The organism is Mesoflavibacter sp. CH_XMU1404-2, assembly GCF_037029465.1.
GTDB lineage: Bacteria > Bacteroidota > Bacteroidia > Flavobacteriales > Flavobacteriaceae > Mesoflavibacter.
On record NZ_JAYMEM010000009.1, the window covers coordinates 17,819 to 42,442 of the forward strand.

A 24,624-nucleotide genomic window follows, 5' to 3' on the forward strand; every position below is an offset into this window, starting at 1 on the left:
CGTAACACTTATAAATAAAAACCTCAAGATATGAAGACTTTAAAAATTTTTAAACTAATTTCAATTACTTTTTTATCAATTTTCTTAGCAAGTTGTAGTGACGACGATTCAGATTCGCCTGCAACAGAGCAAACATCACAAATTTCTATTAAAATGGTCGATGCACCAGGAGATTTTGAACACGTTTATGTAGATGTGCAAGATGTTATGGTAAAAGTAAATGGAGATATTAACAGTGACGCTGGTTGGGTAAGCTTAGGAGCTGAAAATACGGGCGTAGTAGATTTGTTAGAATTAACAGGAGGCGTTAGCTTAGAATTGGCTGACAATTATGAAGTGCCATCAGGAACCTTAAATCAAATTAGATTGATTTTAGGCGAAAACAATACTGTTGTTATGGATGGTACAACCTATGATTTAAACACGCCAAGTGCACAACAATCGGGATTAAAAATTAATGTAAATACAACTTTAGAGCCTAATTATAATTACACATTTGTTTTAGATTTTGACGCAAATCAATCTATTGTATTTGCACCAGATGTAAGCAATATTAATTTAACACCTGTAATTAATGCAAGTATTGAAGCTGAAACTGGAGTAATTTCTGGTTTAGTAACAGATTTTGAAACTTTAGGTTCTCAAGTAATGATTGAAGCTACTAACGGTGTAGATACTTTTACAACCTACGCTAACGAAACAGGTAATTTTGTACTTGCAGCATTACCAGAAGGTAATTATACTGTAACACTTTCAGTAGAAACTTCTTTAGGATTAGCTGATATAGTATTTACAGACGTAAGTGTAGAAGCAGGACAAACAGTAACTTTAGATTCAATTTTATTTGAATAATTAAGGCACTTTATGACCTTGACAAGCCACTAAAATTAAGAACCAATCTTCCAGTTCTAAATCAATTTTAGTAGCAGCATAAGCATCCTTTAAACGTTGTTTTGTTGTAGTGCCAACTACAGGAATAATGTATGAAGGATGTTTTAGTATCCAAGCTAATAATAATTGATCTTCAGTAGCATTATATTTATCTAATAACGCACCTAATTGCTTGTGTATACGTCTTGTCTGTTCAGTATCTTCTTTAAAAACATAACCTAATGGTGACCAAGACATTGGTTGTACATTGTTTAGCATCATGTGGTCTAAAGTACCATCATGCATTGCGGTATGTTGTGTTAAAGAAAACTCTATTTGGTTAGCCTTTACACCAACATATTTATTTATTAAATCAGTCTGACTAGGTGTAAAATTAGAAACACCAAACGATTTAATTTTTCCTTCTTTTTTTAATGTTGAAATCGCTTCGGCAATAACCTCAGGTTGCATTAATGGACTTGGTCTATGCAATAGTAACAGGTCTAAATAGTCTGTTTTTAGATTTTTTAAACTGTTTTCGGCGGACCAAATGATATAGTCTTTATTATAGTTGTAATGTTTTACTTTTAGGTTTGGACGTGCATTTCCTAAATATTCAATACCACATTTGCTAATTAACTGTATTTGGTTTCGGTCAATACCACTTTCCGCGAAAGCGTTACCAAAATCAGCTTCCGTACTATAATCGCCATAAATATCTGCATGATCAAAAGTATGTATGTTATGCTCTAAACAATACTGCATTAAGTCTATCATTTGCGATTTAGAGAGTTGTTTTCCCCATTGTCCCCAAGTCATGGTTCCAGCTATAACTTTAGAAAAATTCATGCTATTTAATTTGAGTTTTTATATTTGTGTCAATAATGTAAAAATACTCTTAAAAGTCTTGTGAATTAAGAACTTTTAACCAATTATTAACATCGGTAATTGAAAAAAAATTACAATTTGCAGAGCTTGAATTATATTTATGGTTCAATTTCCTAAAAACTAAATTAATAATGGAAGATACTAGTACGGTAGACATTGCGGCTATTAACGCAAAAATTGAAAAGGAAAGTGCATTTGTAGATTTACTTATGCTAGAAATGAATAAAGTAATTGTTGGACAAAAACACATGGTCGAGCGATTACTAATTGGATTATTAGGACAAGGACATATTCTTTTAGAAGGTGTGCCAGGTCTAGCAAAAACTTTAGCGATTAACACTTTATCGCAAGCTATTGATGCCAGTTTTAGTAGGATACAATTTACGCCAGATTTATTACCAGCAGATGTTGTTGGTACATTAATCTATAACATTAAAGAAAACGATTTTTCGATAAAAAAAGGTCCAATTTTTGCCAATTTTGTTTTGGCAGACGAGATTAACCGTGCACCAGCCAAAGTACAATCAGCTTTACTAGAAGCGATGCAAGAAAAGCAAGTAACTATTGGTGACGAGACCTTTAAATTAGATAAGCCATTTTTAGTAATGGCAACTCAAAACCCAGTAGAACAAGAAGGAACATATCCATTGCCAGAAGCACAAGTAGACCGTTTTATGCTAAAAACGGTGATTGATTATCCAAAACAAGCCGAAGAGCAATTAATTATGCGTGCTAATCTAAAAGGCGCTTGGGATAAAGTTAACCCTGTAGTCACTACAGATCAAATTATAAAAGCACAACAAGCGGTAAGAGAAGTGTACATGGATGAAAAGATTGAAAAATACATCTTAGATATCATCTTCGCAACACGTTACCCAGAACAATATAGACTAGACGATTTAAAACCATTAATCTCTTTTGGTGCGTCGCCACGTGGTAGTATTAACTTAGCTACTGCAGCAAAATGTTACGCATTTATTAAGCGTCGTGGTTATGTAATTCCAGAAGATGTCCGTGCTGTTGTACAAGATGTATTACGTCACCGTATCGGAATTACTTACGAAGCTGAAGCGGAAAATGTAACAGCAGAAGACATCGTAAACAAGATTGTAAACGAAATTGAAGTACCATAAATAGTTGGCAGTAATCAGTGTTAAGTAAGCAGTGCTTACTAGAACGCTGAATTATTTTGACTGCTTACTGAAGACTGCACACTGCATACTTAAAACTATGGATACTAAAGAAATACTTAAAAAAGTTCGAAAAATAGAGATTAAGACACGTCGTTTGTCTGATCATATTTTTGGAGGCGAATACCATTCGACTTTCAAAGGTCGTGGTATGACTTTTTCTGAAGTACGCCAATACCAATTTGGTGATGATGTAAGGAACATCGATTGGAATGTTACCGCACGTTATAATGAGCCTTACGTAAAAGTTTTTGAAGAAGAACGCGAGCTAACCATGATGCTTATGGTAGACGTTTCTGGATCTGAATTTTTTGGAACAGAACAACAATTTAAAAACGAAATTATTACCGAAATCGCTGCTACTTTAGCCTTTTCGGCAACTCAAAATAACGATAAAATAGGTCTGATTTTATTTTCAGATGACATCGAACTTTACATTCCGCCAAAAAAAGGACGATCTCATGTATTGCGTATCATACGCGAGTTAATCGAGTTTCAACCTAAAAGTAAACAAACAAATATTTCCGAAGCTTTAAAGTTTTTACGCAACGTCATGAAAAAGAAAGCAATTGTTTTTATGATGAGCGATTTTATAGCAGAAGATTATAAGCAAACACTAAAAATTGCAGCTGGAAAACACGATATAACAGGGATTAGAATTTACGATAAACACGAAGAAAACATCCCAAATTTAGGTATGGTAAATATGCAAGATGAAGAGTCTGGCGAGTTAATGTTAGTCAACACAAGCTCTAAACAAGTAAGACAAGAATATTCAAATTTTTATGCTGAAAAAGTTAATTACTTTAAAGACAGCTTTGCAAAATCTGGAGCAGGTAGTTTGTCTTGCAGAACCGATGAGAGTTATGTTAAAAAACTATTAGGTTATTTTAAAACAAGAGGATAAATTATCAGGTTTAGCGCAGTCAAAACCTAATTTAATATGAAAAAACAGTATTATAAATATAACAAAGTAAACAGATTAGGCATTTCGTTTTTAGTCTTTTTTCTATTCTCGTTTTTCTCATTTGCGCAAGTCACATCATCAATAGATTCAACTTCTATAAAAATTGGTGAGCAAATTACCTATAAAATTGAAGTCGAAACCGATACGGTAAACGCAGTTATTTTTCCTGAAGGGCAAACATTTATGCCTTTAGAAATGATAGAATCCTATCAGCCAGACACTACAAAATACGATGCTAAATATAAACTGATTAAAAAGTATGGTTTAACTCAGTTTGATTCTGGTAAATATGTGATCCCAAAGCAAAAAATAATTATTGCAGGTAAGACGTTTGCAACAGATAGCATGTTAATTGAGGTTAATGATATAGTTGTAGATACAACAAAGCAAAAGCTATACGATATTAAGCCTATGATAGGTGTAAAAAAACCATCTAGCAATTGGTGGTTGTGGTTGCTTTTAATTATTGCTATTGCAACAATAATAGGTTTTTTAGTGTATTGGTTTGTATGGCGAAAAAAACCATTAACCGAAGAAGAAAAAATAGCACAATTACCACCTTACGATCGTGCAAAATTAGCTTTAAAGCAATTAGACGAAACTAAATATTTAGAACGTGCAGAAATCAAAGAGTACTATTCTGAGCTAACCTTTATCATCAGAAAATATTTAGATGAAAAAGTCTACGATAAAGCTTTAGAAAGTACAACAGATCAATTGATAGACCGTCTTAATTTATTACAAGAAGGCAATCAAATAGAGCTAAGCAAAGATGATATTAAAAACATCGAAGCCATTTTAAAACGTGCCGATTTAGTGAAATTTGCAAAATCTGCTCCAGATATCGAGTTAGCCAAATTAGATAGACAAACCGTAGATACAGAAATAGATCAAGTAAAAGAAGCTTTACCAGAACCAAGCGAAGAAGATTTGCGTAAAAACGAAGAATACTTAAAGCTAAGAGCTAAAAAAGAAAAGCAAGAAAAAATCTGGATCACAGCTGCAATTGCATTTGTGTTTTTAATAGGAACCGTTGGTGTTTTTAGTTATAAATACGGTATTAATTACGTTATAGATACGGTAACAGGAAAAGACACTAAACAATTATTAGAAGGCAATTGGGTAACCAGTGACTATGGTTTTCCGCCAATGACTATTTCTACTCCAGAAGTTTTAAAAAGAGAAGATGTTAAGGTAGAGCAAAGTATAGCCCAACCAATCACAAAAACAGCATTTAGTTACGCATTAGAAAAACAGTTTTACATCACGGTTTCAACCACAACAATAGAGGTTAATCCACAAGCAGAAAACAAACCTTCGGCAGAACAAAACATTCAAAAAGCAATAGAAGATAATTTTAGAGCACTAGAATCTAATGGAGCTAGAAATATTTTACCTGTTAACGATAAGTTCGTAACACCTAACGGAGCAGAAGGCTTAAAAACATCAGGAACATTAGAGTTTCCTGTAGATGAAGCTAAAGAAAAATACGTGTCAGGTCAGTTTGAATTATTAAGTTTTGCTAGCGAAAACGTGATGCAACAAGTTATGATATATTATCTAAAAGACGATGTCTATTTAGATCAAGTTGTAGAGCGTGTTTTAGCTTCAGTAGAATTAAAACCTAAAGAAGAATAATGTTAGAAGGAATCACTTTTGAAAATAAAATATTTTTCTGGTTGCTGTTAGCATTACCACTGGCTATACTTTGGTATGTATTAAAACATAAACATCAAACAGCCGAACTTAAAATTTCAAGTTTAAAAGGGTTTAAAGCCAAGCAATCTTGGTTACCAAAACTAAAACATGCATTATTCGCATTACGATTAATTGCATTAGCTCTATTAATTACTGCGTTAGCACGACCACGAACTTCAGAAACCAAAAGCAAAACAAAAACCACAAGAGGTATTGATATTGTTATGGCAATAGACGTATCTGCAAGTATGTTGGCCAAAGATTTGCGCCCAAATCGTTTAGAGGCTTTAAAAGATGTCGCTTCAGAATTTATTAAAGGCAGACCAAACGACCGTATTGGATTGGTTGAATATGCTGGAGAAAGCTACACAAAAACACCAATTACAAGTGACAAAGCTATTGTTTTACGCAGTTTAGACGATATTAAATATAATACTATTATAGAAGGCGGTACAGCAATTGGTATGGGATTAGCTACTTCGGTTAACCGATTAAAAGATAGTAAAGCCAAAAGCAAAGTCATCATTCTATTAACCGATGGAGTCAATAATTCTGGAGCAATAAACCCAACTATTGCAAGCGAGTTAGCTGTAGAATTTGGCATTAAAGTTTACACTATTGGTTTAGGTACAAACGGTATGGCATTATCGCCTGTCGCAATTTTACCAAACGGAAGATTTCAGTACGATCGTGTACAAGTAGAAATAGATGAAGAATTGCTAAAAAGCATTGCAACTGCAACTGGCGGAAAGTATTTTAGAGCAACCAACAACCAAAAGTTAGCCCAGATTTACGATGAAATTAATAAACTAGAAAAAACAGAAATAGACGAGATAAAATTTACAACCTATCAAGAGCATTTTAGACCATTTGTTATTGCAGCAATGGTGTTGTTGTTGCTAGAATATGTTATGAGAATTACTGTCTTTAGAAGTTTTGTTTAACAAAAATTCCGCGAAAGCGAAAAAATAAAAATAAAGTCTGAGTAAGTACTTATTACTATTTACTCACTACTTAATACTAAAAAATATGTTTCAACTAGAAGAAAAAATATGGTTTTGGACACTACTTATCATTCCGGTGATAGTCGTTTTCTTTTTGTTGCTACTACTTTGGAAAAAACAAACACAAAAAAAGTTTGCAGATAAAGCACTTTTAAAGCGATTAAGTCCAAATCAATCGGTATTTAAATCGGTACTTAAAATAATTGTGTTAAGCTTAGCATTTGCAAGTTTAGCAATTGCGTTAGTCAACCCAAAAATAGGCACAAAGTTAGAAACTGTAAAGCGCGAAGGTGTAGATATTGTCTTTGCGATTGACGTGTCAAAAAGTATGTTGGCAGAAGATATTAAACCTAACCGATTAGAAAAATCAAAGCAATTAGTATCTCAAATCATCAATAATTTAGGTAGCGATCGTGTAGGTATTATCGCTTACGCAGGAAAAGCGTTTCCGCAGTTGCCTATTACTACAGATTATTCGGCAGCAAAACTGTTCTTACAAAACATGAATACAGACATGCTGTCTTCACAAGGAACAGCTATTAATGAAGCAATTTTACTCGCAAAAACGTATTATGACGATGATGAGCAGACCAACCGAGTGTTAGTTATTATTTCTGATGGAGAAGACCATAGCGAAGCAGCAGTACAAGTTGCAGAACAAGCTAGCCAAGAAGGTATAAAAATCTTTACCATTGGTGTTGGAGAGGCTAAAGGTGGACCAATTCCTTTAAAGCGCAACGGTATTGTTACTGGTTATAAAAAAGATAGTCAAGGTGAAACGGTAATTACTCGTTTAGATGAAACCACGTTAAAAAATATTGCAGCACAAGCCAACGGACAATACATACAAGGAAGAACAACAGATAAGGTGGTAAACCAAATGAAAGACATTTTAAACAAAATGGACAAAACTGAATTTGAAGCCAAACAAATTGCCGATTTTAAAGACCAATTTCAATGGTTTTTAGGCTTAGCAATTTTGCTGTTTTTTATAGATATTTTCCTTTTAGAACGTAAAACAGCTTGGCTAAAAAAATTAAATCTTTTTAATGAGAATTTATAAAACCCTTAACAGCAACAATTAGAGGTCTTTAGTATATTTACCAGTTGTTTTTTGACAAAAGCAGATAGTATTTACAATGAAAAAAACGTTAACCTACATATTATTTTTCTTCACAATTGTGCTTGTGGCTCAAGACAAAAACGAAGAAAAAGCATTGCAAAAGCAAACTAACAAAGCATTATCTTATGTTGCAGAAGCTAACGATTATGCTAAAAGTGACGATTTTGTAAATGCCGAAATGGAATACCGTAAAGCATTATCTACAAAACCAAGTCAGTCAGTTGGTGCTTATAATTTAGCCTATCAATATTACCAAAAAGGAAGTTTAGACGAAGCATTATACCGTAATCAACAAGCAGCAAAAAACGCAACTGATAAAGTTGAAAAACACAGAGCATTTCATAACATTGGTAACATTTTAATGAAAAAAGAAAAATGTAAAGAAGCGGTAGAAGCTTATAAAAACGCACTACGTAACAACCCAAAAGATGATGAGACGCGCTACAATTTAGGTTTAGCTAAAGACTGTGCAAAAAATCAACAAGACGACGAGCCTCAAGAAGACGATAAAGACGGAGAAAATAATCGTGATAAAGACGAAAACCAAAACGAGGATCAAAAAGAAAATAACGAAAAACAACAAGAAGACCAAGATCAAAAAGACCAGAAAGATCAAGGCGATCAGGACAAAAAAGAAAGTGATCAAGACCAAGATAAAGATGGTAAACCTGATGATAATAAAAACCAAGATCAAAAAGAAGGTGATCAAGATAATCAACAGCAACAACCACAACAAGGTCAATTATCGCCACAGCAAATTAAAAACTTGCTAGAAGCCATGAATAATCAAGAACAAAAAGTTCAAGAAAAAATAAATGCACAAAAAGTAAAAGGTGCAAAAGTGCAAACTGATAAAGATTGGTAAAAAATTATAAATTTGAAGCTTAACATTCAGAATTAAACGAATTAAAAGTGAAACTACTTAAACACATATTCATTTTACTACTTGCTTTAGCACCAGTATTTGCTATGGCTCAAGATGAAGATGCAATAACGTTTCAAGCCAAAGTAAGTAAGAAAAAGCTAGGTTTAAACGAGCGATTACGTGTCGATTTTGAGATGAATAAAGATGGCGATAATTTTAAATCGCCAGACTTTGATGGCTTTACTGTAGTTGGTGGCCCAAACCAATCGGTTAGTCACTCTTGGTTTAATGGTAAACGTAATTTTTCAAAAACCTATAGTTACTTTTTAGCACCAAAACAAATGGGTACATTTACCATTAATCAAGCAACTATAGAGATTGGTGGTGAGACTTACAAAACTTCACCTATTACAATAAATGTTACTAAGCCAATAGAAGTACCAGATGATCCTAATGATCCAGATTATATTTTAAAAGAAAATATTCATCTAGTAACAGAGGTTTCAAAAGCTAATCCGTATTTAAACGAACCTATTACTGTAGTCTATAAACTTTACGTAGCGCCAAAAGCAGGTATTAGTAATTTTAGAGAAATTGAAAGTCCAAAATTTAATGGATTTTGGAGTCAGAATATCGATATTAAAGGTTTAAAAGCACAAGAAGGAACTTATGATGGTGAAGAATACCGTTTCGTTGTACTTAGAAAAGCAGTTTTATTTCCACAAAAAACAGGAAAATTAGAGATAGAACCATTAAGCTTAGATTTAACTATTGATGTACCAACTAATAAAAGAGACATTTTTGGTAGAAGAATAACAAACCAAGCACACAGAACTATTACTGCAAATCCAAGATCTATAAATGTAAAAGATTTACCGTTAGAAGGAAGACCAGATAGTTTTACAGGCGCAGTTGGTGATTTTGATTTTAATGTAACAGTGTCTAAAACCGAGCTTAACGCAACCGAAGCTTTAGATGCAAAAATTGAAGTCTCAGGTAACGGAAATTTAAAGCTTTTTGAACTACCAGAATTTAAAGCACCAAGCGCATTAGAAGTTTACGAGCCAGAACATGAAGAAAATATTAGAACAAACCTAGCAGGTATGCAAGGAAAAATTTCTGATAATTATACCATTGTGCCTCAGTTTAAAGGTAAGTTTCCAATACCGCCAATAACATTTTCTTATTTCGATTTAAAAACAGAAACGTATAAAGAGTTGTCTTCAGAAGACATTGTAATAAATGTTTTAGAAGGTCCAGCTTACGCAGATGCCGATAATAATTTACCAACCAATGCATCAGGTAAACAACCTGTAGTTTTAAACGAAAATCAGTTTGCGTTTATAAAAACTAAGGCTAATTTTTCATCTATAAAAGAAGAAGATTTTTTTAATACCACAGCTTTTTGGACAGGTTTATTAGCACCATTATTAGCAATACCTTTAGCGTTAGTGTATAGAAGAAAAAGAGAAGAGCGTAACGCCGATGTTATTGGAAATAGATTAAGAAAAGCAGACCGATTAGCTAAAAAGTATTTAAGTGAAGCTAAAAAAGCTTTAGGCAATAAAGAAGCATTTTATATTGCTTTAGAAAAGGCGCTGCATAACTATTTAAAAGGTCGTTTAAATATTGAAACTACAGATTTAAGCAAAGAAAAAATTAAAGAATTACTGCTTAACCGAAATGTAGAGCAAAACGTAATTTCAGATTTTGAAACGCTTTTAAAACATTGTGAATTGGCAAGATATACACCAATGACTCAGGTAGCAATGGAGCAAGATTATAACAATGCAGCTGCAACTATAAACACGATAGATAAACAACTAAAATAAAGTAGTTACAGAATGAAAAAATTACTTTACATATTAGTCTTTATGCTTTCAACAATAGCTTTATCTCAAAATCAAGAGTTGTTTGATCAAGCAAACGCGTTATATAATGAAGGTAAGTTTAGTGATGCGGTAAATAGATACGAAGCTATTATAAAAAATGGGCAACATTCGGCAGAGTTATATTATAACTTAGGAAATGCACATTACAAGCTAAATAATATTGCGCCAAGTATTTATTATTATGAAAAAGCTTTACAGTTAAAGCCAAACGACAAAGAGATACTAAATAACATTGCTTACGCAAAAAATATGACCATTGATGATATTGAAGCAGTGCCAAAATTAGGCTTGTCAAGATTCTTCAATAAAGCAATTAACACTTTAACTTATGATAATTGGGCAACATTGTCTATCATCTTTGTGGTAGGTTTTGTATTGTTGTTTATTGCTTACTTTTTCACATTTAGTACTTCAAAAAAACGATTAGCTTTTGTTTCAGGATTAGGAAGTTTACTTATCGGTTTGATTTGCTTATCGTTTGCTTTTAAAAAACAAAGCTTAGATAATAGCAATAATCCAGCAATAGTTTTTGCTAAAGAAACTGAGGTGAAATCAGAACCAAACTTAGGAAGCACAGAAGCATTTGTTTTGCACGAAGGGACTAAAGTTCAAGTTTTAGACACGATTAATAACTGGAAAAAAATAAGACTTGTAGATGGTAAAACAGGTTGGATAATTTCTGGTGATATCAAATTACTAAATACTTTTTAGTATATTTAACTTAAACCGTTAAGTAAATTATAGCTTTTTTACTTGACAAATAAGTTAGATATATGCACAAAAGGAGTATCATAATTTTCTTCTTAGTTTTATTTAACTCTTTTATTATCACACCATCAATTATGGTTGTTGTTAATGATAGTGCAGACATTTCTATGTTTTACAATTCTTCAGAAGAAGAGGAAGAAAAAAGTATTGAAAAAATAAAAAGTATAGAAGAAATAGCTCAAAATAATACTACTTCAATAGAGTTTTTAAAGTCTTCTAAAATCAAGATTAATTTAAGGTATCAACTAAAAACTTATACAAAACCTTATTTTAATTTGATTTCTCCTCCACCAGACAAGTGTTAAAATTTATTTTATCTTGTAGGCAAATTTTGCCAATTTCTTTACTAATCTTACTACCATTATTGGTAATAAAACTTATAAAATATGTTTAAACATTTAAAAAACGATTTACCTGCTAGTATTGTAGTGTTTTTTGTAGCATTACCTTTATGTTTGGGTATTGCATTAGCTAGTGGCGCACCTTTATTCTCAGGTTTAATTGCAGGAATAATTGGAGGTGTAGTTGTAGGAGCTTTAAGTGGCTCTAAAATAGGAGTTAGTGGTCCAGCTGCAGGATTAGCTGCAATTGTATTAACTGCAATTGGCACTTTAGGAGGTTATGAAAACTTTTTAGTTGCAGTAGTTTTAGGTGGAATTATTCAATTAGTATTTGGGTTATTGAGACTAGGTATTATTGGTTATTATTTTCCTTCTTCTGTAATTAAAGGAATGCTAACAGGTATTGGTATAATTATTATTTTAAAACAAATACCTCACTTTTTTGGGTATGATGCAGAACCAGAAGGTGCAGATAGTTTTCTAGAAGCATCTGGAGAAAATACTTTTTCTGCAATTTTAAATATTATTGATAATATCACTCCTGGTTCATTATTAATAGGTGTTATCGGTTTAGCTATATTATTATTATGGAGTAACGTTTTATCTAAAAAAGGTAAAATATTTCAGTTAATTCAGGGTCCATTAGTAGCAGTAGTTGTTGGTATTATTTTTTATGTGTTAACTCAAGATAATTCAAGTTTAGCCATTCAAACGACACATCTTGTTAGTGTACCTGTTCCAGATGATTTTTCATCATTTTTAGGTCAATTTAGCTTTCCTAACTTTTCTGTAATAACCAACCCAGAAGTTTGGGTAGTAGGTTTCACCATAGCTTTAGTGGCTAGTTTAGAAACCTTACTTTGTGTTGAGGCTACAGATAAATTAGATCCACATAAAAATGTAACACCTACCAATCGTGAATTATTAGCTCAAGGAACAGGAAATATCATTTCTGGTATGATTGGCGGATTACCAATCACGCAAGTAATTGTGCGTAGTTCGGCAAATATACAATCTGGTGGACGCACTAAGATGTCGGCAATCATTCATGGTTTCCTTTTATTAATTTCTGTAATATTAATACCAAAATTGTTAAACATGATCCCATTATCTGTACTGGCAGCTATACTTTTAATTGTAGGATACAAACTAGCAAAACCTTCGTTATTTAAGACGATGTATAATTTAGGTTGGAAACAGTTTTTACCATTTATTGTTACGGTAGCTGGTATTGTATTTACAGAAATTATTAAAAGGAATTGGATTAGGTCTAGCGGTAGGTATTGTAGTTATTTTGATAAAAAGTTACCAAAATTCGCACTTCTTGCACAAAGAAGGAGAAGATGTTGACGATGGTAAAATTAAAATGACTTTGGCAGAAGAAGTAACCTTTTTTAACAAAGGTGCTATTTTAAAAGAATTAGACAGATTACCAGAAGATTCTTATTTAGAATTAGATGTAAGAAAAACAAGATATTTAGATAATGATATTATTGAAATTTTAGAGGATTTTTCAATAAAAGCAAAAGAAAGAAATATCAACATCAAGTTAATATCTGAAAGAGGAACAATTGAAAACCCAGAAAGTTTTATTAATTTTTTCAAAAACACTCCAAAACAGCAATTAAACTAACAACACTTAAAAATATATTATGAAAGCACATACTAAAGAAACTCAAGCTACAATGACTCCAGAAAAGTCGTTGCAGTTTTTAAAAGAAGGAAACCAAAGATTTCAACAAAACCTTAAAGCCAATAGAAATTTATTAGAACAAGTCAATGATACAAGTGACGGACAATTTCCGTTTGCTACCATTTTAAGTTGTATCGATTCTCGTGTCTCTGCCGAGCTTGTTTTTGATCAAGGATTAGGAGATATTTTTAGTGTACGTATAGCAGGTAACTTTGTAAACGAAGACATTTTAGGAAGCATGGAATTTGCTTGCAAATTAGCCGGAACAAAACTAATAGTTGTTTTAGGTCACACAAGTTGTGGTGCCGTAAAAGGAGCTTGCGATCACGCAGAAATGGGTAATTTAACCAAGTTAATCCAGAAAATAACACCAGCTGTAAATGCAGTGACAGAGCCCAAAGACGAGAGCTTAAGAAACTCAAAAAACTTAGATTTTGTTGATGAAGTATCAAAGAAAAATGTGCAATTGACTATTGACAGAATTCACGCCGAAAGTCCTATTCTAACAGAAATGGAAAAAAATGGCGAAATTAAAATTATCGGTGCCATGTATGATATTAATACAGGTTCAGTAGAATTTTACGAATAAAAAATAGACTTACAAATATCAAAAAGCAGCAACTTTTAGTTGCTGCTTTTTTTATGCTTATTAAAGAAAATTAGACTAATTTAGTAGTACCTAATTTTTATTTCAGAAAGTTTATGAATTTAGAACGCGTATTTAAAAACAATAAAAAGTTTATAGAAGACAAGCTTTCTGTAGATAAAGACTACTTCGAAGATTTAGGTAAAGGACAAAGCCCAGAATTACTTTACATAGGCTGTAGTGATAGTCGTGTAAGCGCAGAAGAGTTGATGGGATTAGCGCCAGGAGAAGCTTTTATACATCGTAATATTGCTAATATGGTAATAAGTATAGACCTAAATGTTATGTCTGTAGTTAATTATGCGGTAGATCATTTAAAAGTAGAACACGTAGTAGTTTGTGGTCATTACGCATGTGGTGGTGTAAAGGCAGCTATGCAATCTGCAGATTTAGGTATTTTAAACCCTTGGTTACGTAATATACGTGATGTTTATAGAATCCATAAAGAAGAATTAAATACTATTGATTGCGAAGAAAAACGTTACGACCGTTTGGTAGAACTTAACGTGAAAGAGCAATGCGTAAATTTAATTAAAACAGCAGCAGTACAAAAGGCCAATAGAGATAGAGGCTTAAAAGTACACGGTTGGGTTTTTGATGTACATACTGGTAAATTGATAGACCTAAAAATAGACTTTGATAAATATCTAAAAGATATTATGGAAATCTATCATTTAGATTAAACATCTACCTCATTACTTGGCTCAGTAGGATCTATAATTGGTGTGTTTTCAAACTCTTCTTCTCCAGATTTAATAATACTAGGAAAAATCATTGGAGCTAATCCTTTTACAGGTTTGTAAAGTATAGAATCTTCAATATTTTCTTCATCTACAAACGTAATTGTGTTATTCATTTTATCAAAAACGATCAGCAATACGCTTAAAATCAAAGCAATTTTTAAAGCCCCAAAAACAGCGCCTAAAAGCTTGTTTAAAATACCTAAAGAAGCAAAATCTGCCAATTTAGTAAGCGCTTTTCCTGCTAGGCTAATTAGTAAAATTATAACAACAAAGGTTATAGCAAATGCGGTAATATTAATTGTTTTTTCGTCCCATTCGGTTTTAGTTTCCAAAAAATTAGCAACAAAATAACTAAAATGTATTGCGCCATAAACACCAGCTACTAGTGCAATCACAGAAGCTAATTCTACAAAAAGACCTTTAAACAATCCGCGTATTAAACCAAACAAAATTAACGCACCTAAAACAATATCTATAACCGCCATAAAGTTTACAATTTCAACAAATATAAACTAACTTTGCAACTTAAATATAATTATGTCAAGAGACGAACAATTAAAACACCGCTGGGAAGAAGTAGTAAGCAAATTATCTAATCAATTTGCAGACGGAGACAAGTTAGATTTAGACGCTATCATATATTTAATAGGCGTACAAGAGTTGGGACAATTACATCGCAGATTTAAAAAAGATCACAAATTAGATTTAATGCACATAGCCATATGCAAACTACTAGAACCTTACGGCTATTATGAGTTTGATTTTGTTGATGAAGATGGTTGGCCACACTATAAAATAAAAGAGCAATTACCAACACTAAAAGCAGGAGAACAGTCTGTTTTAATGAAAGAAGCCATAGTAAACTACTTTTTAGAAACCGATTATATACAATAATTTTTTTGGCGTTACCCTATCGGGTCAGGCTCTCGCAAGTCGCAATCAAAGATGTGCTCCAACAATTGCTCCATCCTTAACGTGTCATGCTGAGCTAGTCGAAGTACGCCAATCCGCTAACAAAAAGCTTACACTAAGTAAGGTGTAAACCATAAAAAATAGTAAATTTGCTCTTTATTTTATGATGTCATGATAGATAAGATTAAAGAACTTATAGCCGAAGCAGAAGCTTTTAAAGCACAAACCAAAGAAGAGGTAGAAACGTTTCGTATAAAATACTTAGGAAAAAAAGGACTACTAAATGAGTATTTCTCTGAGTTTAAAAACGTAGCTAACGACCAAAAGAAAGAGTTTGGACAAGCCATAAACAAACTAAAACAAACGGCGCAAGACAAAGTAAACCAGCTAAAAGAAGAGCTAGATAATAATGCTCCAGAAACAAGCATATCTGGTGATTTATCAAGACCAGGCGAACCATTAATTATCGGTTCTCGTCATCCAATTTCAATAGTAAAAAATCAAATAATAGATATCTTTTCTAATATCGGTTTTAATGTTAGCGAAGGACCAGAAATAGAAGACGATTGGCACAACTTTACAGCATTAAACCTACCAGAATATCATCCAGCAAGAGACATGCAGGATACTTTTTTTGTGCAAACAAATCCAGATATTTTATTACGTACGCATACCAGTTCTGTACAAGTACGTTACATGGAAAATAATCAACCACCAATACGTACAATATCACCAGGTAGAGTATATCGTAACGAAGCTATTTCTGCACGGTCACACTGTTTCTTTCATCAAGTAGAAGGATTATATATCGATAAAGATGTAAGTTTTGCAGATTTAAAACAAACGCTTCAATATTTTACAACCGAGTTGTTTGGTAAGTCTAAAATAAGACTACGCCCGTCGTACTTCCCATTTACAGAACCAAGTGCAGAGATTGATGTATATTGGGGATTAGAAAACGAAACCGATTACAAAATCACTAAAGGAACAGGTTGGTTAGAAATAGGTGGTTGTGGTATGGTAGATCCAAATGTATTATCCAATTGTAAAATAGACCCAGAAGAATACTCTGGTTTTGCATTTGGAGTTGGTATAGACCGTATAGCAATGTTATTACATCAAATAGGAGATATTAGATTATTAAGCGAAAACGATGTACGATTCTTAGAGCAATTCAAATCGGCTTTATAAAAAATTAACAACGATTTATAGTTAAAGGCTAATATGTTAAGAAATTTACATATTAGCCTTTTTTATTTAACAACAAATTAACTTTGTTTAGTTCGGTTTGTTCCGAACCTAATGTATTTTTGCGGCATAATTTTTTAGAATAATTTATGACTAAAGATATATGTAGCAAAAAAATGGCACTAGTTGAAAAACTTGGTGTGCATTTAGAAGGTAGAGAAAACCTAGCGCCTGTTGCTGCGCGCATTATGGCATACATCATTTTAACTGGTAAGCAAGGAACTACGTTTGACGATTTAGTAACAAACCTTTGTGCTAGTAAAAGCACAATTTCAACACATCTAAATCATCTGCAAGACCTTAAAAAACTAGAATATTTCACTAAACCAGGTGACCGAAAGAAATACTTTATAGTCAATGTAGATACCATGCTTCAAAGTATAGATAATATGCTGAAAGAGTGGAAAAGTGAAAAAGAACTTCACGAAGAAATAAAAGCGTACAAAGTAGATGTAAACACCATTTTAGACCAAGAGCATCAATTTGAATTTGGCTATCACGACAGTTCTATTGAATTTTTACATGGTGCAATTTTATCAATATCTAAACTAAAAGAATCCCTAATAAATAACGATCACTAATCAATTTTTTAAAAAATGAAACATTACAGAATATATATTCTTGCTACATTAAGTAGCGTTGCATTATTTATAACTAGTTGTAAGCAAGAGCAACAACAAGTACAGCAACAACCACAAGCGTTACCATTGGCAGTAACCACTGTGCCTCAAAAAGAGGTGACAACATATAACACTTACCCAACAACAATAGAAGGCACTATTAATAGTGAAGTAAGAGCAAAAGTGTCTGGTTACATCAATAAAGTTTTAGTAGACGAAGGTCAAAAAGTAAGCAAAGGACAAACACTTTTTAAATTAGAAACAGAATCTTTAAGTCAAGATGCAGAAGCAGCAAAAGCTAGTGTTAATGTAGCACAAGTAGAGGTTGATAAATTAAAACCTTTAGTAGAAAAGAACATTATTAGTCCTGTGCAATTAGAAACTGCAAAAGCCAATTTAGCACAAGCTAAAGCGGCTTACAGCAGTATTGCTGCAAATATTGGTTATGCAACCGTAAAAAGCCCGGTTGATGGCTACGTAGGCGCAATTCCTTACAGAGAAGGATCTTTAGTAAGTGCAACTAGCGTAAATCCTTTAACTACTGTTGCTAGTATAGAAAGAGTATTTGCTTATTTTTCTATGAATGAAACAGAATATTTAGACTTCTTACAAGATACAGAAGGCACAACACTTCAAGAAAAAATCAGCAATTTTCCAAAGGTTGAATTACTACTAGCAAACGGTCAAGTTTATGACCAAAAAGGAACTATTGAAACGGTTACAGGTCAAATAGACGCTAATACTGGTACAGTAAGTTTTAGAGCCGTTTTTGATAACCCAAATAGATTGTTAACTAACGGAAATAGTGGTACAATAAAAATACCTAAAACCTATGAAAATGCTGTTGTTGTTCCTCAATCAGCTTCGTTTGAGCAACAAGGACAAACGTATGTATATACCGTTGGTGATGACAATACAGCAAAATCATCTTTAATTTCAATTAAGGATAAAAACGATTTGCTTCTTATTGTAGAATCTGGTGTAAAGAAAGGTGATTTAGTAGTTGTAAAAGGTATAGGTAAAATTAAAAACGGAACACCTTTACAACCTCAAAAAGTAGCGTTTGACAGTATTGTTAAACCCTTAAAACCTTTATTTCAATAATATTTAGAAAAAAATTATGTTAAAGACATTTATAGAAAGACCGGTATTATCTACCGTAATTTCCATCATCATAGTTATTTTGGGTGTTTTAGGGTATTCTGCTTTACCTGTAGAACAATACCCAGACATTGCACCACCAACCATTCAGGTTAATGCCACTTATCCTGGTGCAAGTGCAGAAACCATTTTAGAAAGTGTAATCATTCCTATTGAAGAACAAATTAATGGTGTTGAGGGAATGACTTATATGACCTCTTCAGCAGATAATAACGGTACTGCAAATATTACAGTGTATTTCGATCAAGAAATGAATCCTGATATTGCAGCCGTTAACGTTCAAAACCGTGTGTCTCGAGCCAACCCATTACTACCAAGTGAAGTTGTACAAACAGGAGTTACCACACAAAAGCAACAAACCTCGGCCTTGATGTTCCTATCTGTTTATTCAGATAACGAAGATTACGACGGCGTTTTTGTTCAGAATTATTTAAAAATTAATGTTATTCCGGCTATACAACGTGTAAATGGTGTTGGAAATGTTCAGGTGTTTTCTAATCAAGATTATGCGATGCGTATATGGTTAAAACCCGAAAAACTTGCCGCCTACAATTTAATCCCTTCCGAAGTTATTGCCGCACTACAAGAGCAAAGTTTAGAGGCTTCTGCAGGTAGTTTAGGACAAAATGACGGACAAGCATTTGCATATAATATAAAGTATAGCGGACGTTTTAAAACCGAAAAACAGTACCAAGATATTGTTATTAAAGCCTTAGATAATGGCGAATACTTGCGTTTAAAAGATGTAGCGAAAATTGAATTAGATGCGCAAGGCTACGAGTCGTATGGGTTTACCGAAGGCTATCCGAGTGTGAATATGGGAGTTTTTCAGACGGCAGGCTCCAATGCACAAGAGATTATTACAAATATAAAATCGGAGTTAGATCGTTTATCGAAAGACTTTCCCGACGGTATAAAATATGAAATTAATTACGACACCAATGAGTTTTTAACCGCTTCTATGAACAAGGTTAGAAACACCTTAATTGAAGCCTTTTTATTGGTGTTTTTGGTGGTATTTATCTTCCTTCAAGATTTCCGTTCTACCTTAATTCCGGCTATTGCTGTTCCAGTAGCCATTGTTGGTACCTTCTTTTTCTTAAACGTATTTGGTTATTCTATTAACCTGTTAACTCTATTTGCTTTAGTATTGGCAATTGGTATTGTGGTAGATGATGCTATTGTGGTGGTAGAAGCTGTACACGCCAAAATAGATGAAGGGGCAAAAAATGCGAAAACAGCAACACTGGATGCGATGCACGAAATATCGGGAGCTATTATCTCTATCACCTTAGTTATGGCGGCAGTGTTTGTTCCGGTGACTTTTATTCAAGGACCAACTGGGGTGTTTTACGAGCAATTTGGGGTTACCTTAATTGTAGCTATTTTAATTTCGGCCGTAAACGCCTTAACGTTAAGTCCGGCGTTGTGTGCCCTGTTTTTAAAAGGTCACGACGATCACGAAGACAAAAACAAAAGTTTTCTTCAGAAATTTTACGACCGTTTTAATGCTGGGTTTAATGCCGCTACGCAACGCTACGGTAAGTCTCTTAGCTTTTTATACAAAAACAAATGGGTAACAGGACTAATACTTGTTCTTTCAGGTGTTGGTATTTGGTGGGCAGCCTCTACAACCCCAACAGGATTTGTGCCAGATGAAGATCGTGGTATTATCTTTATGAATGTAGAATTACCGGCTGGAGCTACAATGGACAGAACCAATGTAGTTACCGAAGAGCTGTACCAAAAGGCCAAACAAATTCCTGGTGTTCGTGGAGTAACGGTAATTAATGGCCGAAGCTTAATAAGTGGTGCCGGTTCTAACTACGGTTTAGGATTTGTAAAATTAGATAACTGGGACGAGCGTGAAACCGAAGACTTATCTTCTAGTGCCATTATTGGAAAACTATTTGGTATTGCAGCGACTATTCCAGATGCTAATATTATTTTCTTTGCGCCGCCAAGTATTCCTGGTTTTGGACTTTCAGGTGGTTTTGAGGTGAATTTAATGGATAAATCTGGTGGAAGTTTTGAAGATCTAGATGCTGCCACACAACAGTTTATTGGTAACTTGATGAAACATCCAGAAATTCAGTATGGACAATCTTCATTCAACACAAGATATCCTCAATACGAGTTAGAAATTGATGTGCCATTAGCTAAAAGATATAACGTGTCTATAAGTAGTATATTCTCTACTTTACAAGGTTATATAGGTGGAATTTACGCAGCTGATTTTGCTAGATTTGGTAAGCAATATAGAGTTTATGTACAAGCCTTGCCAGAAGACAGAACAGATGCAAGTTCTTTAAATGAATTGTATATAAAAACAGGAAGTGGTGAGATGGCACCAATTACACAGTTCGTAGATTTAAAACGTGTATATGGTCCGCAATCTGTAACGCGTTTCAACTTATATAATTCGTCAAAAATTAGTGGAGCATCTAACCCTGGTTTTAGTACCGGTGACGCACTTGCAGTTGTTAACGAAGAAATTAAAAACTTACCAAACAACTACGATGTGGCTTACTCTGGTTTATCTAGAGAAGAGGTAAATGCAGGTAATCAAACGGTTATTATTTTCATATTGGTAATTGTATTCGTTTTCTTCTTACTCGCTGCACAATATGAAAGTTACTTATTGCCATTAGCTGTAATATTTTCTTTACCGCTAGGTGTGTTTGGAGCCTTTTTCTCAACCAAAATGTTAGGCTTACAGAATAACATTTATTTCCAAATAGCCTTAATCATGCTGGTTGGTTTATTAGCTAAAAATGCCATCTTAATTGTAGAGTTTGCGCTACAACGTAGACGTAGCGGAGAAGATTTAGTAGACGCAGCTATACATGGTGCAAAAGCCAGATTACGACCAATTTTAATGACCTCTTTTGCCTTTATCTTAGGATTAATGCCACTTGTGTTAGCAAACGGTGTTGGAGCTGCTGGTAACAGATCTATTGGTACTGGTGCTGCTGGAGGAATGTTAATAGGAACCATTTTAGGAATTTTTGTAATCCCTATTCTATTCATCTTATTCCAATGGTTGCAAGAGAAAGTTTCAGGTCAACCAAAAACAAAAACTATCGAGAACTAAAATTATGATATCACATTCAACATATAAAAAATTAAGTAAACCCTTATTACTTATTGTAGTTGCGATAACAATGCAAAGTTGCTTTGTAGCTAAAGATTATACGCGACCAGAATTAGAAGAAACAGACCATTTATTTAGAACAGATAATTTGCCAGCAGACAGTTTGTCTATGGCAGATATATCTTGGAAAGATTTATTTTCAGACAGCTATTTGCAGCAGTACATTAATGAAGGTCTTCAAAATAACTTAGATATTAGAACTGCAATTCAGCAAATTCTAGTTACCGAAGCTTACTTAAAACAAGGTAAAGCAGGTTATTTACCAACGGTTAGCGCTACTGCACAGATGACACGTCAAGAATTGTCTGGAAACAGTCAATTTGGGTCTTTCTTTTCGTCATTAGATCAATATGAACTTTCAGGAAGTTTATCTTGGGAAGCTGATATTTGGGGAAAAATTAGAAGTAACAAACGTGCTAGCGAAGCTACCTATTTACAAAGTGTCGCTGCACATAAAGCGGTAAAAACACAGTTAGTATCTAGCATTGCAACTACATATTACCAATTGTTGGCCTTAGATGCACAATTAGAAGTTACAGAGCAAACAGTTGCCGCTAGAGACAGTAGTGTCATTACAATTAAAGCATTAAAGGACGCTGGACAAGTAAACCAAGTTGCGGTTGACCAAAATATTGCGCAATACAATAACGCAAAAGCACTATTAGTAGATATAAAAGCTACAATTTTTAAAACTGAAAATGCTTTAAATCTTTTATTAGGAAGATCATCTCAGCCTATTCAACGAGGTTCTTTAGAAAACCAAAACTTTGATGCCGATATAAAAGTTGGTGTACCTGCTACTTTATTAAGTAACAGACCAGATGTTATTGCTTCAGAATATGGTTTAATCAACGCTTTTGAGTTAACCAATGTAGCACGAAGTAATTTTTATCCGTCACTAACATTAACGGCTAATTCTGGTTTTCAAAGTCTTGAGTTAGATCAATTACTTGATGCAAATTCACTATTTGCAACATTAGTTGGTGGATTAACTCAGCCTATTTTTAATCAAAGACGTATTAAAACGCAGCACGAAGTTGCCAAAGCACAGCAGGAACAAGCTTTATTAGCCTTTAAAAACACGCTTTTAACAGCAGGAAATGAAGTGTCTAATGCACTTTACGATTATGAGGCAGAAACAGAGAAGTTTGAATACCGTCAAAATGAAGTTGAAGCATTAAGAAATGCCGAAAGTAATTCGGAAGAATTATTGAAAAACGGATATGCCAATTATTTAGACCTATTAACAGCTAGACAAAGCGCGCTAAGTGCAGAACTTAATTTAATTGATAACAAACTACAACAAATGTTAAGCGTTATCAACCTTTATGAAGCTTTAGGTGGCGGCTGGAAATAAAATTTAAAAGTGAAAAAGAATAATAAATACAGGTTAACTTTAGACGAAATCACGTTAAAAGATAACCCAAACCCAACTGGAAATTTACAGTTTGAATTTGAAAATCATGATGATATTTTAAGCATTTTAGAAAAAATTAAGCAGAAAAATATCTTTGATGAAAACACAAATAAAGAGTTTGCAGTTGGGTTAAAATTGTTTAGTGAAGTCTTATTAAAAAACAGAAAGCATGAACTTTTTGAAGATTTGATGCCAAGTTTTAAAGCTTTTATGACAAAACTAAAATCATATTAAAATGATTAGCAAGCAGGAGTTATTAGAACAATCGGCAGAAAAATTTGTAAAGTTTGGTAGCAGAAGTTTTACTATGGATGAGCTTGCGTCTGAGTTAGGAATTTCAAAAAAAACAATTTATCATCATTTTGATAGTAAAGACCATTTAATTTATGATAGTGTTGGTTTATTAATTAACAATTATACTAATAACGTAGATCAAATAGTAAGTAAAGAAAAGGATCCAATAATTTGTGTTATTTTATTATATAAAACAGCTTTAGAACACTTAAAAAACTTCAAACCGTCGTTTATTTTCGGGCTTCAAAAATACTATCCAAAAGCATATAGTCAGTTTGATCAATTTAGACAAAATTTTATTAAAATAACATTGTTTAACCTGCTTCAAAGTGCACAAAACCAAAATATTATTAGAGAAGAAGTAAATCTGCATTTGTTTTGTGATCTTTATTTTAAGCGGTTTGAAGAGGTTGCTCTAAAAAATACAAGCTTGATAGATAAGTATTCTCAAGAAGAAATATTGAATCATTTTGTAGTTTATAATTTAAGAGGAGTAACAGTATCTAGTTATAGTAATGTTTATTTTGAATAGTTTGCTATTTTTGCCAAATGAAAAAAGATATCCACATTCCTAAAGTAGAAGGTGTTTACATTGCTATTGTAAACGAGTACAATGATATTTATCAAACTCAAGATTGGAACGCCTATATTGTTAATGATAAAGAGGTAGATTTAGACACTGTAATTATTGTAACTAGTGGTTATTCTGAAAGTAAAACAACCTCAGTTTTCAGAAAAAAAATAGATAAACTTCCTAAAAAAAGTTATGCAAAAATCGAATTGATTCAAGAAGAACTTTTTGCACTCAATAACCAATTTAAAGTCACTTTTTTTGAAGGTAATACGATGTTTGATAAAACATATACGTTTAGAAAAAACACGATAAATAAAAATGCACTTCAAAATATTCCTTTAATTAATCAAAAAGGAGTTTTAGTAAAATAAAAAAAGCATACTTTTTAGCATAAAAAAATCTTTTGCCTTTAAAATTTTTTTCATTTTCTATTTAAGAAAACGTTGTAGTATTTAAGTTAGCCAAAACTATCCTTAAATAACATGATTTATCTCATGTTTAGTGGTGTTTTAAGCATGTAACTTTGTTAGGGTAAAGAACAAAATCTTACTTATTT

Annotated in this window: 23 protein-coding genes and 1 pseudogene; 22 read left to right on the plus strand and 2 right to left on the minus strand. The window is 32.9% G+C overall.

Translation table 11 applies throughout. From position 1 onward, the window contains the following. The first annotated feature begins 30 nt into the window (after positions 1–30). Entirely contained in the window at positions 31–852 is an 822-nt protein-coding gene (locus tag WA327_RS06080) for a DUF4382 domain-containing protein (protein ID WP_336067638.1), read from the plus strand. Here the strand turns inward: WA327_RS06080 and WA327_RS06085 are convergent, their stop codons facing one another. Continuing rightward, positions 853–1,719, minus strand: coding sequence for an aldo/keto reductase (locus WA327_RS06085; RefSeq protein ID WP_336067640.1), 867 nt, complete (start codon positions 1,717–1,719; stop codon positions 853–855). Positions 1,720–1,889: 170 nt separating this feature from the next. Here WA327_RS06085 and WA327_RS06090 point away from each other — a divergent pair, with 170 nt between their 5' ends. From WA327_RS06090 to WA327_RS06145, 12 genes and pseudogenes are all read left to right on the plus strand, one after another. Continuing rightward, complete coding sequence (locus tag WA327_RS06090; RefSeq protein ID WP_336067641.1) at positions 1,890–2,891, plus strand: MoxR family ATPase; 1,002 nt, start codon at positions 1,890–1,892, stop codon at positions 2,889–2,891. A gap of 97 nt (positions 2,892–2,988) precedes the next feature. Continuing rightward, positions 2,989–3,855 (plus strand): DUF58 domain-containing protein, encoded by an 867-nt coding sequence (locus WA327_RS06095; protein ID WP_336067643.1) that lies wholly within the window; start codon positions 2,989–2,991, stop codon positions 3,853–3,855. A 36-nt stretch (positions 3,856–3,891) separates the two neighbouring features. Continuing rightward, positions 3,892–5,553, plus strand: coding sequence for a hypothetical protein (locus WA327_RS06100; protein ID WP_336067644.1), 1,662 nt, complete (start codon positions 3,892–3,894; stop codon positions 5,551–5,553). Then, the gene (locus tag WA327_RS06105) at positions 5,553–6,557 is read left to right on the plus strand and encodes a VWA domain-containing protein (RefSeq protein WP_336067646.1); all 1,005 of its coding nucleotides are present in this window, start codon (positions 5,553–5,555) and stop codon (positions 6,555–6,557) included. Before WA327_RS06100 ends, WA327_RS06105 begins: the two co-directional genes overlap by 1 nt. A gap of 85 nt (positions 6,558–6,642) precedes the next feature. After that, a complete protein-coding gene (locus WA327_RS06110) occupies positions 6,643–7,680 on the plus strand; it encodes a VWA domain-containing protein (protein WP_336067647.1) in 1,038 nt (345 codons plus the stop codon). A gap of 76 nt (positions 7,681–7,756) precedes the next feature. Next, a complete protein-coding gene (locus WA327_RS06115) occupies positions 7,757–8,605 on the plus strand; it encodes a tetratricopeptide repeat protein (RefSeq protein WP_336067649.1) in 849 nt (282 codons plus the stop codon). A 47-nt stretch (positions 8,606–8,652) separates the two neighbouring features. Then, positions 8,653–10,437, plus strand: coding sequence for a BatD family protein (locus tag WA327_RS06120; protein ID WP_336067651.1), 1,785 nt, complete (start codon positions 8,653–8,655; stop codon positions 10,435–10,437). A 12-nt stretch (positions 10,438–10,449) separates the two neighbouring features. Beyond that, positions 10,450–11,208: a tetratricopeptide repeat protein gene (locus WA327_RS06125; RefSeq protein WP_336067652.1), complete on the plus strand. Its 759-nt coding sequence runs from the start codon at positions 10,450–10,452 to the stop codon at positions 11,206–11,208. Positions 11,209–11,270: 62 nt separating this feature from the next. After that, on the plus strand, positions 11,271–11,570 hold the full coding sequence (locus WA327_RS06130) for a hypothetical protein (protein WP_336067654.1): 300 nt from the start codon (positions 11,271–11,273) through the stop codon (positions 11,568–11,570). An 81-nt stretch (positions 11,571–11,651) separates the two neighbouring features. Next, a pseudogene (locus WA327_RS06135) lies at positions 11,652–13,239 on the plus strand (SulP family inorganic anion transporter). Between the two features lie 19 nt (positions 13,240–13,258). Next, positions 13,259–13,888: a carbonic anhydrase family protein gene (locus tag WA327_RS06140; RefSeq protein ID WP_336067656.1), complete on the plus strand. Its 630-nt coding sequence runs from the start codon at positions 13,259–13,261 to the stop codon at positions 13,886–13,888. Between the two features lie 113 nt (positions 13,889–14,001). Next, a complete protein-coding gene (locus WA327_RS06145) occupies positions 14,002–14,628 on the plus strand; it encodes a carbonic anhydrase (protein ID WP_336067658.1) in 627 nt (208 codons plus the stop codon). Here WA327_RS06145 and WA327_RS06150 read toward each other — a convergent pair. After that, positions 14,625–15,173 carry a CvpA family protein gene (locus WA327_RS06150; protein ID WP_336067661.1) on the minus strand — a complete coding sequence of 183 codons (549 nt, stop codon included), beginning with the start codon at positions 15,171–15,173 and terminating at the stop codon, positions 14,625–14,627. The genes WA327_RS06145 and WA327_RS06150 overlap by 4 nt on opposite strands. Positions 15,174–15,225: 52 nt before the next feature. Between WA327_RS06150 and WA327_RS06155 the strand changes: the two genes are divergently transcribed. The 9 genes from WA327_RS06155 (at position 15,226) to WA327_RS06195 (ending at position 24,439) form a co-directional block, all read left to right on the plus strand. Continuing rightward, positions 15,226–15,582 (plus strand): hypothetical protein, encoded by a 357-nt coding sequence (locus WA327_RS06155; RefSeq protein WP_336067663.1) that lies wholly within the window; start codon positions 15,226–15,228, stop codon positions 15,580–15,582. Positions 15,583–15,771: 189 nt separating this feature from the next. After that, entirely contained in the window at positions 15,772–16,791 is a 1,020-nt protein-coding gene (locus tag WA327_RS06160; RefSeq protein ID WP_336067664.1) for a phenylalanine--tRNA ligase subunit alpha, read from the plus strand. 146 nt (positions 16,792–16,937) lie between these two features. Next, positions 16,938–17,429: a transcriptional regulator gene (locus WA327_RS06165; RefSeq protein ID WP_336067666.1), complete on the plus strand. Its 492-nt coding sequence runs from the start codon at positions 16,938–16,940 to the stop codon at positions 17,427–17,429. A 15-nt stretch (positions 17,430–17,444) separates the two neighbouring features. Further along, positions 17,445–18,572, plus strand: a complete 1,128-nt coding sequence (locus WA327_RS06170; RefSeq protein WP_336067669.1) for an efflux RND transporter periplasmic adaptor subunit — start codon at positions 17,445–17,447, stop codon at positions 18,570–18,572. Between the two features lie 16 nt (positions 18,573–18,588). Beyond that, entirely contained in the window at positions 18,589–21,723 is a 3,135-nt protein-coding gene (locus WA327_RS06175; protein ID WP_336067671.1) for an efflux RND transporter permease subunit, read from the plus strand. 4 nt (positions 21,724–21,727) lie between these two features. Next, the gene (locus WA327_RS06180) at positions 21,728–23,140 is read left to right on the plus strand and encodes a TolC family protein (RefSeq protein ID WP_336067673.1); all 1,413 of its coding nucleotides are present in this window, start codon (positions 21,728–21,730) and stop codon (positions 23,138–23,140) included. Between the two features lie 9 nt (positions 23,141–23,149). Then, the gene (locus WA327_RS06185; protein ID WP_336067675.1) at positions 23,150–23,434 is read left to right on the plus strand and encodes a DUF3861 domain-containing protein; all 285 of its coding nucleotides are present in this window, start codon (positions 23,150–23,152) and stop codon (positions 23,432–23,434) included. Position 23,435: 1 nt separating this feature from the next. Beyond that, positions 23,436–24,026, plus strand: a complete 591-nt coding sequence (locus WA327_RS06190; RefSeq protein WP_336067677.1) for a TetR/AcrR family transcriptional regulator — start codon at positions 23,436–23,438, stop codon at positions 24,024–24,026. Between the two features lie 17 nt (positions 24,027–24,043). Further along, positions 24,044–24,439 (plus strand): hypothetical protein, encoded by a 396-nt coding sequence (locus WA327_RS06195; RefSeq protein WP_336067678.1) that lies wholly within the window; start codon positions 24,044–24,046, stop codon positions 24,437–24,439. The last annotated feature ends 185 nt before the right edge of the window (positions 24,440–24,624 follow it).

Coding starts and splice junctions, on each gene's coding strand:
- WA327_RS06080 (WP_336067638.1), top strand. CDS start 31: ATGAAGACTTTAAAAATTTTTAAACTAATTTCAATTACTTTTTTATCA.
- WA327_RS06085 (WP_336067640.1), bottom strand. CDS start 1,719: ATGAATTTTTCTAAAGTTATAGCTGGAACCATGACTTGGGGACAATGG.
- WA327_RS06090 (WP_336067641.1), top strand. CDS start 1,890: ATGGAAGATACTAGTACGGTAGACATTGCGGCTATTAACGCAAAAATT.
- WA327_RS06095 (WP_336067643.1), top strand. CDS start 2,989: ATGGATACTAAAGAAATACTTAAAAAAGTTCGAAAAATAGAGATTAAG.
- WA327_RS06100 (WP_336067644.1), top strand. CDS start 3,892: ATGAAAAAACAGTATTATAAATATAACAAAGTAAACAGATTAGGCATT.
- WA327_RS06105 (WP_336067646.1), top strand. CDS start 5,553: ATGTTAGAAGGAATCACTTTTGAAAATAAAATATTTTTCTGGTTGCTG.
- WA327_RS06110 (WP_336067647.1), top strand. CDS start 6,643: ATGTTTCAACTAGAAGAAAAAATATGGTTTTGGACACTACTTATCATT.
- WA327_RS06115 (WP_336067649.1), top strand. CDS start 7,757: ATGAAAAAAACGTTAACCTACATATTATTTTTCTTCACAATTGTGCTT.
- WA327_RS06125 (WP_336067652.1), top strand. CDS start 10,450: ATGAAAAAATTACTTTACATATTAGTCTTTATGCTTTCAACAATAGCT.
- WA327_RS06130 (WP_336067654.1), top strand. CDS start 11,271: ATGCACAAAAGGAGTATCATAATTTTCTTCTTAGTTTTATTTAACTCT.
- WA327_RS06140 (WP_336067656.1), top strand. CDS start 13,259: ATGAAAGCACATACTAAAGAAACTCAAGCTACAATGACTCCAGAAAAG.
- WA327_RS06145 (WP_336067658.1), top strand. CDS start 14,002: ATGAATTTAGAACGCGTATTTAAAAACAATAAAAAGTTTATAGAAGAC.
- WA327_RS06150 (WP_336067661.1), bottom strand. CDS start 15,173: ATGGCGGTTATAGATATTGTTTTAGGTGCGTTAATTTTGTTTGGTTTA.
- WA327_RS06155 (WP_336067663.1), top strand. CDS start 15,226: ATGTCAAGAGACGAACAATTAAAACACCGCTGGGAAGAAGTAGTAAGC.
- WA327_RS06160 (WP_336067664.1), top strand. CDS start 15,772: ATGATAGATAAGATTAAAGAACTTATAGCCGAAGCAGAAGCTTTTAAA.
- WA327_RS06165 (WP_336067666.1), top strand. CDS start 16,938: ATGACTAAAGATATATGTAGCAAAAAAATGGCACTAGTTGAAAAACTT.
- WA327_RS06170 (WP_336067669.1), top strand. CDS start 17,445: ATGAAACATTACAGAATATATATTCTTGCTACATTAAGTAGCGTTGCA.
- WA327_RS06175 (WP_336067671.1), top strand. CDS start 18,589: ATGTTAAAGACATTTATAGAAAGACCGGTATTATCTACCGTAATTTCC.
- WA327_RS06180 (WP_336067673.1), top strand. CDS start 21,728: ATGATATCACATTCAACATATAAAAAATTAAGTAAACCCTTATTACTT.
- WA327_RS06190 (WP_336067677.1), top strand. CDS start 23,436: ATGATTAGCAAGCAGGAGTTATTAGAACAATCGGCAGAAAAATTTGTA.
- WA327_RS06195 (WP_336067678.1), top strand. CDS start 24,044: ATGAAAAAAGATATCCACATTCCTAAAGTAGAAGGTGTTTACATTGCT.